The organism is Mesorhizobium sp. M1312 (genome assembly GCF_040318115.1).
In the GTDB taxonomy this organism is placed as follows: domain Bacteria; phylum Pseudomonadota; class Alphaproteobacteria; order Rhizobiales; family Rhizobiaceae; genus Mesorhizobium.
The window spans coordinates 94,866-109,078 of record NZ_JAMYLQ010000006.1 but is presented as its reverse complement, the minus strand read 5'-3'; the positions used below and the strand labels follow the sequence as shown (position 1 = coordinate 109,078).

9 protein-coding genes and 1 tRNA gene are annotated in these 14,213 nt (G+C 61.9%); 6 read left to right on the top strand and 4 right to left on the bottom strand.

What is annotated here, in order from left to right; genetic code table 11:
- Nucleotides 1–278 precede the first annotated feature (278 nt).
- A complete protein-coding gene (locus NKH36_RS10095; RefSeq protein ID WP_352957740.1) occupies nucleotides 279–2,252 on the top strand; it encodes an acetoacetate--CoA ligase in 1,974 nt (657 codons plus the stop codon).
- Between the two features lie 372 nt (nucleotides 2,253–2,624).
- On the opposite strand, the gene NKH36_RS10090 is transcribed toward NKH36_RS10095, so the two are convergent.
- Nucleotides 2,625–6,293: a PAS domain S-box protein gene (locus NKH36_RS10090; protein WP_352957738.1), complete on the bottom strand. Its 3,669-nt coding sequence runs from the start codon at nucleotides 6,291–6,293 to the stop codon at nucleotides 2,625–2,627.
- Between the two features lie 251 nt (nucleotides 6,294–6,544).
- Here NKH36_RS10090 and NKH36_RS10085 point away from each other — a divergent pair, with 251 nt between their 5' ends.
- The 4 genes from NKH36_RS10085 to NKH36_RS10070 all read left to right on the top strand — a co-directional run bounded on the left by NKH36_RS10085 (nucleotide 6,545) and on the right by NKH36_RS10070 (nucleotide 9,280).
- Complete coding sequence (locus NKH36_RS10085; RefSeq protein ID WP_352957737.1) at nucleotides 6,545–6,994, top strand: phasin; 450 nt, start codon at nucleotides 6,545–6,547, stop codon at nucleotides 6,992–6,994.
- Between the two features lie 447 nt (nucleotides 6,995–7,441).
- Nucleotides 7,442–7,518: transfer RNA gene (locus NKH36_RS10080), tRNA-His, on the top strand.
- Between the two features lie 486 nt (nucleotides 7,519–8,004).
- Nucleotides 8,005–8,205 (top strand): hypothetical protein, encoded by a 201-nt coding sequence (locus tag NKH36_RS10075; RefSeq protein WP_352957735.1) that lies wholly within the window; start codon nucleotides 8,005–8,007, stop codon nucleotides 8,203–8,205.
- A 652-nt stretch (nucleotides 8,206–8,857) separates the two neighbouring features.
- Nucleotides 8,858–9,280, top strand: coding sequence for a YidB family protein (locus NKH36_RS10070; RefSeq protein WP_352957733.1), 423 nt, complete (start codon nucleotides 8,858–8,860; stop codon nucleotides 9,278–9,280).
- Between the two features lie 184 nt (nucleotides 9,281–9,464).
- Here NKH36_RS10070 and NKH36_RS10065 read toward each other — a convergent pair whose 3' ends face one another.
- From NKH36_RS10065 to NKH36_RS10055, 3 genes are all read right to left on the bottom strand, one after another.
- Complete coding sequence (locus tag NKH36_RS10065) at nucleotides 9,465–9,767, bottom strand: DUF1236 domain-containing protein (protein ID WP_095519021.1); 303 nt, start codon at nucleotides 9,765–9,767, stop codon at nucleotides 9,465–9,467.
- A gap of 424 nt (nucleotides 9,768–10,191) precedes the next feature.
- Complete coding sequence (locus NKH36_RS10060; RefSeq protein ID WP_352957731.1) at nucleotides 10,192–11,667, bottom strand: ROK family protein; 1,476 nt, start codon at nucleotides 11,665–11,667, stop codon at nucleotides 10,192–10,194.
- A 36-nt stretch (nucleotides 11,668–11,703) separates the two neighbouring features.
- Nucleotides 11,704–12,609: a tagatose-bisphosphate aldolase gene (locus NKH36_RS10055; RefSeq protein WP_352957729.1), complete on the bottom strand. Its 906-nt coding sequence runs from the start codon at nucleotides 12,607–12,609 to the stop codon at nucleotides 11,704–11,706.
- A 284-nt stretch (nucleotides 12,610–12,893) separates the two neighbouring features.
- Here NKH36_RS10055 and NKH36_RS10050 point away from each other — a divergent pair, with 284 nt between their 5' ends.
- The gene (locus NKH36_RS10050) at nucleotides 12,894–13,799 is read left to right on the top strand and encodes a sugar-binding transcriptional regulator (RefSeq protein WP_352957728.1); all 906 of its coding nucleotides are present in this window, start codon (nucleotides 12,894–12,896) and stop codon (nucleotides 13,797–13,799) included.
- The last annotated feature ends 414 nt before the right edge of the window (nucleotides 13,800–14,213 follow it).

The following is a 14,213-nucleotide window of genomic DNA, read 5'->3' as shown; positions in this document are numbered from 1 at the left end:
TTGCTTCCGTTCCGACCAAAATCGCCCGACGGGTGTAACCCCAGTCGTCACTACGACTTAGGGCTGACGCATTTCAAGTCTTTATGGCCCGGCGATGGCATTTGCGCACATCCGCGTCGCTCGGCCGAACAAAATCTTGCTCTGCTGCGCCGCGATATGCATAAGCGATCCGTCGCCAAAATGCGCAACCTTTTGGGATAACGACAGGCATAAAAACAAAAGTCTAAGGCGCGTCGCGTGAACTCTTCAAACGTGACGTGCGTTAAGGAGGAACGATCATGGCACCGCTCTGGGCACCGACGAAAGACCAGGTCGACGCCGCGCCGATGACTGCCTTCATGCAGGCCGCCGCGGCCGCAACCGGTAAGGATTTCTCCTCCTACGCCGATCTACATCGTTGGTCGATCGACGATCGCGAGGCATTCTGGAGCCTGGTGTGGGACTTTTGCGGGATTGTGGGCGACAAGGGCGCCGATGGCGGGATCAGTGGCGGCGAGCGCGTGCTTGTCGATGGCGAGAAGATGCCGGGCGCCGTTTTTTTTCCCGACGCGAAGCTGAACTTCGCGGAAAACCTGTTGAAGAAAACCGGGCTCGGTGACGCCATCGTCTTTCGCGGCGAGGACAAGGTCGAGCGCCGGCTCTCCTGGAATGAGCTGCATGCGCTGACCTCGCGGCTGCAGCAGTTTTTCCTGTCGCTCGGGGTGAAAGAGGGCGACCGCATCGCCGCCATGATGCCCAACATGCCGGAGACGGTTGCGGCAATGCTGGCGACAGCCTCAATCGGCGCCGTCTGGTCGTCCTGCTCTCCTGATTTCGGCGAACAGGGCGTGCTGGACCGGTTCGGCCAGATCGAGCCTGTCGTCTTCATCGCGCCCGACGGTTACTGGTACAATGGCAAGGCGATCGAGGTTGCCGACAAGATCGCGGCCGTTGCGGCAAAGCTCCCCACCGTCGGCAAGATCCTGATCGTCGACTATCTCGGCACGTCGACCGATGTGGCGGCGACTATCGAGAAGGCGATTGCGCTGGACGAGGCGCTCTCATCCTTGGCCGCCAAGCCTGTTAACTTCGAACGGTTGCCGTTCGCGCATCCGCTCTACATCCTGTTTTCTTCCGGAACGACCGGCATCCCCAAATGCATCGTCCATTCGGCCGGCGGAACGCTGATCCAGCATGTCAAGGAGGAACGGCTCCACGCCGGCCTGCTCGACGGAGATCGCTTCTTTTATTTCACCACTTGCGGCTGGATGATGTGGAACTGGCTGGTGTCCGGCCTGGCGTCGGGCGCAACCCTTCTGCTTTATGACGGGTCGCCCTTCTATCCCGACGGCAACGTGCTGTTCGATTTTGCCGACGCTGAGAAGATGACCTATTTCGGCACCTCGGCCAAATTCATCGATTCCGTGCGCAAGGCCGGCCTCAGACCGATCAAAACGCATGACCTTTCCAGCGTGCGCACGATCTCCTCCACCGGCTCGCCACTGTCGCCCGAGGACTTCCGCTTCGTCTATGACGGCATCAAGAAGGACGTGCATCTCGCCTCGATCTCCGGCGGCACCGATATCGTCTCCTGCTTCGTGCTCGGCGTACCGACCGAACCGGTATGGACCGGAGAGATACAGGGGCCTGGCCTCGGCCTCGCCGTCGATGTCTGGGATGACGACGGTCACCCGCTCCGGCAGCAGAAGGGTGAGCTCGTCTGCACCAAGGCGTTTCCGGCGATGCCGATCGGCTTCTGGAACGATCCCGAAGGCAATAAATACCACGCCGCCTATTTCGAGCGCTTCGACAATGTCTGGTGCCACGGCGACTTCGCCGAATGGACCGCCCATGGCGGCCTGATCATCCATGGCCGCTCCGACGCGACGCTCAACCCGGGCGGAGTGCGGATCGGCACGGCGGAGATCTACAATCAGGTCGAGCAGATGCCGGAAATCCTGGAAGCGCTGTGCATCGGCCAGGATTTCGACAACGACGTGCGGGTCGTGCTGTTCGTGCGGCTGGCTGCGGGGGTGCAGCTCGACGCGGAGCTGGAAAAACACATCCGCGCGAAAATCCGCAGCGGCGCGAGCCCCCGCCACGTGCCGGCTAAAATCGTCGCCGTCGCCGACATTCCACGCACCAAATCGGGCAAGATCACCGAACTCGCGGTGCGCGACATGGTGCATGGCCGCGCTGTCAAGAACAAGGAGGCGCTGGCCAATCCCGAAGCGCTCGAGCTGTTCCGCGACCTGCCGGAACTGGCCGACTGAGCCAACAGGCCGGCAGCGCTATTCGACTTGATAGGCCCGGCCAAGCATGGTTAACGAAATATCTCGCTCGAATTTACCTAGATTTCATGAGTGGTACACATTGGTAAATTTTTCGCGGCGCCGGTAAGGTTTTGTTAAGGGCCGGCATCGATAGTCGTGCGTAACTTGAGGGAGAAATCCCGTTCCTCGAAATCCCCAGAGGATCTGAATTCGCTCAAGCCCCGTTGTAACAGCAATCCAATCATTCAAGGCGTCCTGTTGGACGCCTTTTCTTTTGGAGCATCGGACCCAAAAGTGGGGACCGGTTTTGGGAAAATCCGATGCTCAAACAAAAGATAGAGCGGCGATACGGACGACTGAGAGTCCGCAGCTCTAATCCGCGAGCACGCGGGTCGACGGGAAAGCGACTTCGACCAGAGTGCCCTCGCCGGGCGTCGAGTTGATGGTGAACCGGGCCCGGTTCGCCTCGACCATGGCCTTGGTCAGCGGCAGCCCGAGGCCGGTGCCGTCGCCGCGCCCGCGCTTCAGCGCGTTGATCTGCTTGAACGGCTTGAGCGCCTGCTCGATCTCGGGCTGGCTCATGCCGATGCCGGTGTCGCGCACGCGCATCACGACGTCGCCGGAGATCTCGTAAGCTGTCGATACGATCACCTGGCCGCCGGCCTGCGTGTAGCGGATGGCATTCGACAGGATGTTCAGCGCGATCTGGCGCACGCTGCGCAGATCGGCCACCACTTCCGGCAGCCGTGAGGCGAAGCTGGAGCGGATGATGACACGTTCGCGGTTGGCTTGCGGCTGCATCATCGCCACCGTCTCGGCCAGCGTGTCGTTGAGCGACACCGCCTCATAGGCCATCTCCTGCTGGCCGGCCTCGATCTTCGAAATGTCGAGCAGGTCGTTGACCAGGTCGAGCACATGGTTGCCCGACCGGTTGATGTCGCGCAGATAGTCGCGGTAGCGGTCATTGGCGACCGGCCCGAATTTCTCGTCGACCATCAGCTCGGAAAACCCGATGATGGCGTTGAGCGGGGTGCGGATCTCGTGGCTGATGCGGGCGAGGAAGTCGGTCTTCTGCGAGGAGGCGCGCTCGGCCACGGCGCGCGCCTGGGTCAGGTCCTCTTCGGCCCGCTTCCACTGGGTGATGTCGCGCACCACCGCGCAGAAGCCGCTGTCGTTGGGCAGGCTGCCGATGGTCATGAACAGCGGAATGAAACGCCCCTGCGCCTCGCGTCCGATCACCTCGCGGCCGTCGTTGAGCACGCTCGCCACGCCGGGCTCGGACAGTCCGTCGAGATAGTCTCGCGCGGCGCGCTGGCTTTCGATCGCGAACAGCGAGACGAAGGGCTTGCCGGTCACCTCGTCGCTGTCGAAACCGAACAGCGCTTCCGCCGGGCGGCTGATCGAGCGGATCGTTCCGTCTCGGCCGATCAGCACGACGCCGTCAGTCGCGGTGTCGATGATGGTGCGCATCTCGGCGATGCGTGCCTTGAGCTCGGAAGTGTCCGGCTGCGTCTGGTCGTCGGCGGCGCCATGCAGAATGGCTGCTGCCTCGTCGCCGGAACGGCGCACGACCAGCATCAGCGCCTTGCCGCCACGCCACGGAACCGAACGCAGAATGGCCTCGATCGGGAACTCCTGACCGTCATGCGTCTTCAACCGCAGCGCGTGATCGGTTCCGTCGGAGGCGCTGTCGTCGTAAGGATCGGCAAACAACGCGCCGAGGCCACCGGCATCCTCCAGATCGTCGAGCGTGTCATAGCCGGTCAGGCTGAGGAATTCCTCATTCGCATAGTGAAGATCGTCGCCGGAATGGATGAGCAGGGGCACCGGCAGCTTGCCGAGGATCGAGATATCCGGAGCCTTGCTGTCATCTGCGGCCGAAAAAGCCGATGGCACGAAGCCTTCGAGCTTGAGCGGCGGCACCTGCAGGCGCGGCAGCTCGATCGGCGCCGGCTCCAAGTCGCCGGCATCGCCGATGTGATCGGTTGACGAACGGGTTTCGTCGTCATCGAACGACGCCCAATCCTCGTTGTCTTCTGCGTCACGGAAATCGGCAGCCGTCATGCTGTCGTCGTCTTCGGCGGCGGTCGATCGACTGCCCGTGTCGGTGGGTCCAGTGATTTCCTGCGCCGCCTTGTCCGGCTCCGAAACCGGCACACCGTCACTATTATCGGCGACATAATCCCGGTCGGCATAGTCGAGCAACGAGCCTGACTTGTCGGACACGGTTGCTTCCGGCTGCTCGCCGTCGAGCCTTGCGACATCCTTCTCGTCTTCGACATCGGTTTCGGTCGGTTCCGCCGCAGCCGGTATTGCAGCATCGGGCTGTTCGGTCGGGGGATTGTCCTTCTTGAGCCGCTCGCCGATCTCACGGAATGCACTGCGTTCCAGCGTCGACAGGCCTTTGTCGTTGGCCGGCTGCCTGTGCTCCGCCAACCGGATCACCTTGTCGGCAAAGCGCCGCTCCGGCTTCGGCACGATGGTCAGTGCCGGCACCTCGCCCTGGAACGGGTCGGTTTCGTCAGGCGTTTCGGCGACATCCGGCTCGACGGCTGCGGTGGCCTCGGCATTGGGGACAAGCGCCATGCCGATCGCTTCGGGATCGGCCACTGCATCGCTGGTGCGGGCAACGCCGAAGCCGCGAAAACCCTCGAAGGCACGGCTGCGGCCGTAGACGGGCAGCGCCGCCAGGTCGACGGGTATCTTGAAATCGGTGCCGGCAACCGGCCACAGGACGGAGCGGCCGGACCAGGTGTCGCGTCGGTCGAGCAGGCCGGCGATCTCGCCGGACGCATCGAGATCGAAGGTGGCCGCGACGTCCCTGAAGCGCCGGCCGATCACATCGGCGGCAGGCTTGCCGACGAGTTCCGCGAATTCCGGCGACAGCGCACTAAACCTGCCTTCGGCGTCGGTGCGCCAGACGAAACGCAGGGGCGCCGCCGCGCGGTCGATCGAGGGGATGGCACGCTCAGTCGGGGAGGTGGCCCTGATGGCATCCTGTGCGGAACTTTCCGCCGAAGCATCCGCCTCGACATGTCCGGACGCATCCGGTCCCTGCTTTTGCGCCTCATCCTCGCTGGCGCTGAAGTACCAATGGTCATGCTGTGGAGGCATTCCGCCGGCCGCTTCCGGACCCTGCTCGGTTGAATCAGGTCCGGTCGAATCGGGCCCAGTCGAACCAGGAATCTCGTGCTCCGCCGACACCGATGTGTCTTCGCCGGCTGCCGGGATTGTCTGCGCTGCCGCATCCGTCTTCGCGACTGTTGCCGGCGCGTTGTCCTGTCCTGCTTTTGGCCGAACTGCGGCATCAGCCGCCGCCGCACCGGTAGCGGTTTCCATCCCCGCGCTGCGCTCGCCAGCAGGGGCTTCTTCGGAGTCAAGCTGGTCCTCGTCGATCACCACCAGCAGGTGCCGCTCGTCCGTCAGCCGGGCGAGGCCGGCCGGATAGGAAGTGGTGCCGCCTGGAACGAGGCGTTTGACGATGCGGTCGCTCTCGTGCGCCACATCGGCCACAAGCGCTGCCAGCGTTTCGGGCAGGATGCCGAGCGCCGAAAAACCGTCGGAAGCGGCCTCGATGTTGCCCTTGGCGTCGACGAAGGCGATGTAATGACCGTCTTCGGTAAAGCCGCTGATGGCCCGTGCGGCAATCTCGGCAGCGCTGCGCGAGCCGGTCTGCGCCGCCGGCACAGCCAGCATGATCGCGTTTTCGCCGTCAGGCATTGTCACCGCGCTGGCCAGAAAGCCAACCGCGCGGCTGGTCAGGCCGGTTGCCAGCCGCACCGTGATGGCGCGGTCGCGGCCGATCTGCGGAAAACCGCTTGTCGCCATGATCTGGCGCCTGGCGATCAGCGGCAAGCCTGTCGAGGGGCCGATGATGGCCTCGATGTCGGGGTAGCCGAACACCGCTGCCCCTGGTCCATTGGCCCAGATCACCTGTTCGAGGTCTGCCGACAGAAGGGCGATCGCATCGCCGGCGGCAAAGCGCTGGCGGACCGCGTCGAGCACGGCGACGTCGAGGAAGGAGTAGTTTTCGGACGGCATGCGCTTTGGGAACCCTCACAGAGCGGCAGTTTGCGGTTAACGCTTTGTTAATAAAAGCCGACGGCGCGAAGGTCCACAAGCCATAGCGTGCAACCGCCGGAATCTCTGGGCTCGTGGTTAACGCTGGGAGAGAAATTGTATGGTGCGCTGCAACAAAGATGTTGCAATGCACAAAATTTGCCTTTATATTGCCATCATACATGAACGAGACGGCTTTCTGTCGAAGCCGCTGCCGCTGCAAAGGATGGAAAATGTCCAGGACCAAGACCGCTGAAAGTGTCGAATTCCCTAGCTTCGACGCTTCCAAAGCCACCGACCAGATCCGCGCTTTCGCCGAAAAGGGCGTCGAGCAGTCGAAAGAGGCTTATGCCAAGCTGAAGACCGGCGCCGAAGAGACCCAGAAGGCCCTGGAGTCGACCTTTGAGACCGCCAAGACCGTTTCCAACGACCTGTCGCTCAAAACCATCGCCGCTCTGCGCGCCAATACCGAAGCCGGCCTTTTGCATTTCGAAGCGCTGATCGGCGCCAAGTCGCTGTCGGAGGTCGTTGAACTGCAGACCGCATTCCTGCGCAAGCGCGTCGAGATGACCGTCGAGCAGGCAAAGGATTTCCAGACCGTCGCCTCGAAGGCGGCCGAGGATGTCTCCAAGCCGATCAAGACCGCCTTCGAGAAGGCGATGAGCGAAATCAAGGCCGCCTAATATTTGCGCATATCTCGAAGATGCAACAAAAGGTCGCATTTCTTCGAACAGGATCATGTGAGATATAGTGGTCAAGCGAATACCCGGCGGGTGGAACCTCCTCCCTCTGCTCTCCGGGGTGACCAGCCAGCACCTCCTCCCGCTGGCTCGTAACAGGAAAAGGCCGGCACCTCCTCCCGCCGGCCTTTTTCTTTGCCCGGCGAAATCTGATGTCGATGCCGGAGCGCTCTTTGCTTACAGCGCCGCGCGTCCTCTTGGACGCGCAAAGGACGCTGTAGAACTTTGGATTTTGCGCATGATCCTTTCCGAAAATCGATTCTGATTTTCGGGGTCATGCGCGGCCAAAAGCCTTGAATTAAACTCCGATAGCCCGTATGGACGCATCGCCGAACGACACAGCGGGCCCGGAGAATGAACGTTCCATCTCGCTCCCGCTCGGGCAAACGTGCCGTTGTAGCTCAGATGGTTAGAGCGCCGGATTGTGGATCCGGAGGTCGCTGGTTCGATCCCAGCCAACGGTACCATCGGTTTTCCAAGTAAAGTCAATTCCTTATGCAAACGCAATGTGCGCGTCTGAGGATTTCATGTCGGGTCATGTTGCAACTGACCGCCGTTGATTTCCAAGGGTTCCGGCGACTACCGCTAGGGTCCATGCGACACGGAAGCAACATGGGGACTGGCAAAGAGGGAACCGGTGGGGAGTTCGAGTTGTTGCTTGAAGCCTTTGATGGGGAAAAGCGCGTCGTCGTTGTGACATCGGCCGAAGCACTCCGCCACGTACTTCGTTTGCATGTTTCGATTCCATTAGCTTGAGCACATGTATTTGCTAGCCAGGCGACCACCCCCAACGCTCGCTGGTCAGGCCCAGCGGCCTCTAGCTGCCAGTCCCCCCAACGCAACCAAGCCGCTGAGCCGCCCCCGCTAGAGCGAAGCGCGCTGTCTCGCATATTAGCAACCTCCGGAACTGCCTGGCGCTATGCCGCGTTAATCTTCTGAATCGGGAGATAACTGTGCAGAAAAAAGACTATCGAACAAACAGAGCCGACTATGCGATTGCCGCAAAGCATGGCCGGGCAGATTCTGAAGGCGATCGCGATGAGTTGCCGGCGAGAAAAAAGAAATCCCTGTTGGGAACGGATCGGCGATCCGCCAAATTGGCCGCTAATCCGGCGGAAAGCGCGCCAGACCCGAAAGCCAAAACGCGCGGTTAAGCGGGTCCCGGCGCCGGCGAACGACTGCGAACGCTCGACCGCAAATGTTGGCGCGTCACCCTCCGCAAGATGCGAGCCGGCCGCCTGATCGAGCAGCGCCTGCCAAATACTCGAGGACTGCGATGCGAAGATTGATCTTCATGGCAATGTGTCTCGCCACCGCAACAGCCGCTAACGCCCACGATTGGTACGAAGACAAGATTGACCGCACACGAAAATTTAAGTGTTGCAGTGGTTCTGATTGCCGCGGTCCTCGGTGCGGTTCAGGGTAGATGGTGGTTACCCTTACTTGCCGCATAGTTTCACCACGGGACCGTGTACAGGAATCCCGTAACGGCCAACACCATATCTGCGAGAGTATCTACGTCGTAACTAATCAGCTGTATTTGCGTTGCTTTTTCGCCCCTGTGTCACAGTCTCTCTACTTCTCCCACGTTAAGTTACCAAGCGGAACATTAGCGTTGCCACGCGGCGTTGCCGCGGCCAGCTGTTTTGTACCGCTACCCCTTTCCCCAGGGCAGAATGAGACCATTGGACACTTGAGTCCAGCCCCCGATGACGCCAGACGCTCTCGACAACAGACCAGCAGCGACTGCCGTGGAACCTTTCAAAGCCGCATGGCTTGTCCCTTCTTCATGGAAGGAGACGCGAAATGAGCCTTGACATAGGAAAGGTCGCCATAGCCTTGCTTGGCCTGCTTGCCTACAAGAATAGGGACAAGATCGGCGAGCTAATCGCCGGTAGGAACTCGACGGGTCCCAAAAGCGCTGGCTCCCCCGGCGGTCTCGGCGATATCCTGGACCGTCTCAGGAATGCGGGTGCGGGCGATCAGGTTGATTCTTGGGTCGGTACAGGATCAAATCGCCCCGTTCAGCGTGACCAGGTTGAGAAAGCGATCGACCCGCAAACATTGAGCGATCTCGCGGAGCAAACCGGATTGTCCCGCGACGAACTTATCGACCGGCTCACAAGAGAACTGCCCGACGCGGTGGACAAGCTCACTCCCGACGGCCAGATGCCTGTGAGCAACAGTCCAGATCTCCTCGACCAGATACCAGGAGCTGGTCGCACTTAGCGCCAGGCCGAAAATGAAAGTCCGCGACCTCCGGAGGGCGCGGGCTGATCGGGCAATCCGATCGCACAGCATCGGTCTGCGAGAACATGCTGCGAGTCCAGACTGTCGTCTAAAGCCTTTGTTCCAAACAAAACATGCCCGCCGCACCTTTCGGCACGGCGGGCGTCAGTCTGAAGCGTTCGTGTCAGTCGTAGACCTTCACGATCTTGCGGGTAGATGGGTCGACCAGAACGGTTCGGCCATCGACGACTACATAGCGGTACTGAACGTCCGGCACCTCGTAAAGCTCGACTGTATCGGGCAGAGCTGTGCCGATGTTGAGCTCCACGCCGAGAAGGCTGACGGATGCCATCGGTTTCTTTTTCACGTATTCCCGGATCACAGTGTCCTGCTCGGGTTGAATAACGACGACGTCCTGGGCGGCGGCGGCGCTCACACCGACGAGCAGAAGGACTCCTGCCGCGGCCGAGGAAAATTGCTTTCTCATATTACCTCCAAGCAAACTCCCCTGCAGCGCTTCATTGCTGCCGCGACGGGTTTGCTTAACTTGAACGGTGCGGAGCCATTCTTGTTCCAGTGGAGTGAGCGAATCCGTTTACAAAACGCGCCCGCTCAAGGCGGCGAGCTATCCTGACTGGTGGCACCGAAGTCCATAGGCGATTTTCCCGCGGGGAGGCTATCGTCGCAGTGCTGATCGCCAAACAGGCCGAAACGCGAATCTCGATCGGCATGTTGAACCTGCTTGCCGACCACTATCGGACACTGTGGACGGGCAGGGCGCGCGTCGCAACATGATGGCAAAAAAGCCAATATAATCACTGGCTGGACTCGGATTGAGGATCCGGAGGTCGCTGGTTAGCCAACGGTGCCACTGGTTTATTTGCACTGAATTTATTCGCCGGCCGCGCTGCCTATGTGTCAGCCGCAATCGTCGCCTGCAACCATTGTGTGATGGCATCGAAAGCGATCGCTTTGGTCGTGTCGACGTCAAACAGCGGTCCGCGCCGCAGCGGCTCGGCGCGCTTGGCCAGTTCGATCAGTTCGGGGATGTAGGCCGCGCCGGGATGGCCGGCGGGACGCCGGTCGAGCCGTGCGCGATAGCGCTCGGCCAGGATCTCGCCGGGAGCATGGCACCAGATTTCGGCGGTCTGCTCGACGCCGGCCCTTCGCAAGTGGTCCTCGAGCACCTGGCGCGGCTGGAAACCGAACCAGGCGTCGACGACAAATATGGTGCCCGCCGGAGCCTCGCCGACGACCGACCAGATGGCTTCGTAGCTGGCGCGGCCGAGCGTGCGGTTGAATTCGCGATCGCCGCCGCCGAGCACTTCGAGGAACGGGTTCTTGATCGTATCGAGCGCGAGCAATGGCCAACCCATTCGCTCGGCGATACCGCGCGAGACCGTGCTTTTGCCGCTCGCGGGAATGCCGTTGACGAGCACGGCGCGCCGGCTGGGCACAGCACGCCGGCCGGGGTTGAGCCGGGCAGATGGTAAGGACACGGGCGCGACTGCAGCCTTCCTCGCGAGCGCTTTCAGACCGGCGCCTATGACGCCGGCGTCGTCGCCCAGTTGCGCCGGTTCCACCGGGCATTGGTACCACGGAGCCGGGGCGGGAGCCCTGGCAAGCGCCCGGTGGGCCGCCAAGCCGAGTCCGCCGCCGAGCAGGACCAGGTCAGGGTCGAACATGGCCACGGTCGTATCGATTGCCGCACGCAGCGGCCCGGCCCAGGCTTCCAGTATGCCGCGCGCCAACGGATCGCCGCCCGCATCCCGGGCAAAAAGCTGATCGACCGAAACATCCGGACCGAGGCCTGCCCGCGCGACGTGACGGCCAAGCGCTGTGCCTGAGCTGGTGGTTTCAACGCAGCCGCGCCGGCCGCAGACGCACGCTTCGCCTGATATGTCGACGGTGATGTGGCCGAGCTGCCCCGCCGTCCCCTTGCCGCGGACGATTCGCCGGTCTTGGGCCACGGCACCGCCAATGCCGGTCCCGATCGTGAACATGACGATGCTTTCATGGTCTCTGGCGGCGCCGAGAGCCATCTCCGCCATCAGTGCCATGTTGCAATCATTGTCGATCACCACGGGCTTGCCCGCCAGGCTTTCCAGTCGTTGCGCCAGGGAGATCGAAGCGAGGTTGACATAGCCTCCGGACAAGACCGCGCCAAGCCGCGCATCGACGCGTCCGGGAATGCCGATACCGATGGCCGCAACTTCGGGAGAATCGAGCCGGCGCACCATTTCGGCGATCCGGGAGAGCACGAGCGCCGGGTCAGGCGCGCTCTTCTCGGAAATGCGGTCGAGGATTTCACCTGTACCGGAAATACGGGCGGCGCGCAGATTGGTGCCGCCGATATCGATTCCTATGGCGATCGAACTAAGAGGCATGACGTCCCATAAGTGCCTGGTGTGAACGCCGAATGGCTAAGCGGCTTTCTGCCTGTAGTTTCCGATCACCGCCTGAAGCTCGCGCAATCTCGACACTGCGATGGACTTAAGCCTTTCCCGCTGAATGTCACGGTCAAGCGAGATGCAGTCCTTCCACAGCGACCGGCCGGCGATGACGCCTGACGCGCCGTTCCTCATCGCGATCTCGACCTGGCCCAGGAACGTTGCGTGATTGACGCCGGCGGAGAGGACCGCCCATGGCACCTCGCCAGCCATGCTGCTGATCCTGGCGCAGGCTTCCGGCGTTCCGGGATAAGGAAGCTTGAGCACCTTTGCCCCGCATTCCAGCGAAATCCGGGTGCCTTCTTCGACAAGCCAGGGGATCATGGCCGTATAGTCTTCAAGGCTTTCCCCTTTGACCTGGTAGGTCAGGAACTCGACGACCAGCAGGAGGTCCTCTTGCGCGAAGTCGGCGATGCATTGGCGCAGAATGGCGACATTGTGCTCATTCGCCTCAGGCCTATCAGCCCTGAGATACACCATGATCTTGCCGCCGGTGCCGCCGAGCTCGCGGACGCGGCGCGCGCCGATGCCGGGAACGAGGCGCGACAGGCGGTAGCCGGCGGGCGAGACGTCGAAGCCCGAGGCATCGAGGCCGATGAGCAGAGCTGTATCGCGGCTCAGCACCCCTTCATCGACAACCCGCGGCACCGCGCAGAGCGGGTCGAGCAGCACGCAGGACGCCTGGCTGGCCAGGTATCGCGTGATGTCCGACTTGGTGTCGCCGAGCATGTCGTTGGTGATCTTGGCCTGTTCTGCAGGGTCCGCCGCAAGCAAGGTCCGCATGCCGCCGCGCTGGTCACAGGCGATGGCCATGATGGCCCCGTCCGTGCCGCATATCTGCTGGTAGCCGCGCAACTCTGCGGTTGTCATCTTTGTCATGGTCTTCTGTCCGATGTTGGCGCCCATTCACCGGGGCGCTGCTCCGTGGAACAAGAAAGGTTTAGTTTTTACCTGCCTGTCGGCAGGAGGTTTTGCCGCTTTGATGCGCTATCGAACCGAGAAATTTGGCCTTGGCCCGCAATCTGTCGTGGAAACGAGCCCACGTTGCGAGTCAGCCGAATTTGCGCGATAACTCCCATCGGTCGCTGGGTCTGTAACACATTGCTGAAAGGAATTGCAAGCTGCCTGTCCCTCCCGCACAAGATGCAGCCGCATCGCGGACGATGCTGCACACGGTCGCCAAACTGCACTATGAGGCTGACATGTCGCAGGTCGATATCGCGCGGCGGCTTGGCGTCTCCACCGCGACCATATCGCGTCTCCTTCAGCGGGCGAGAGCAGAGGGCATCGTGCGGATTGAGGTTCTCGATCTTGCAACCCCCGAAGGCATCACCACGCAGTTGGTCGAGGGACTCGGACTTCGCGACGCGGCGGTCATCGAAACGCCGGCAGCCGGTGCGCTGACGGCCCTCGCTGCGCCGCTCGGCGCCTTGCTTAAGCAAGCGGAACTGACGGCCGGCTCGGTGGTCGCCATTGGCTGGGGGCGAGCCGTTCGCGAGGTGATCCAGGCAGGCCTGCCGCGCATTCCCGGCGTTCTTACCGTCGCTGCCACCGGCGGCATGCAGCAGCAGGCGCCGCATTTTCAGATCAACGAGTTTGTGCGGCTCGCCGCCGAAGAGTTCGGCGGGACGCCGCATTTCATCCATGCGCCCTATCTTCCGTCCACCGAGTTGCGTGAGGTCTTCCTCGGCGATGCAGCCATCCGTGACAGCGTCGCGCTTTGGGACCGGACCGACGTTGCGATCGTCGGCATCGGTCTGCCCCATGCCATCAATCCGCCCGAGGCGAGCGCGGCCACGCTGAGCGAACAGGCCCTGTTTCATGCGGCTGGAGACGTCATTCGCCATTATTTCGACGCCGAAGGTAATCTCATTCCATGGGAAGGGGAGGGCCGGATGATCGCAATGTCGCCGGCCCAGCTTCGAGCCGTCCCCTTGGTGATCGGTGTTGCCGCCTCGCCGGAGAAGGCGACGGCCATCATCGGTGCCGTCCGCGCCAAGCTTATCAATGCCCTGGTAACGGACACGAAGACGGCCCAGGCCATCCTCGAGGCTCTCTTGCCCCGATAGTGGCGGGCGCGTGCCGATGCGTGACATCGGCACGCCTGATCGATCCCAAACTGATCGACACCAAACCCGGCTCGCGAGCCTGCCGCCGCGAAATCATCAGTTGTGTCGTCAAAGAGTTGGGGCAATAGTCTGCGCGTGAGGGGGTTCTGCGGAGCAGACAAATGTTGTCCGGTTTGAAAGCGTTTCGATCCCGGAAATACCAAGTTGCAATTTCTTTCAGCAAAGTGTTACAACCTTGCGGCTAGGCACCGCGCGCCTAGCGGCGCTGTTCCCCGCACCTTGCGGAGGCTAGGAACGGACTGCGCATCAGGCTGGTTGGTTTCGACTGGCTGATCTAACGACTGGGGGGGCGCTCGGGAGGAAAGCTGCCCATAACAGCAAGCAGGCGAACCCGTCTCTCGCCGCCAGCACTTC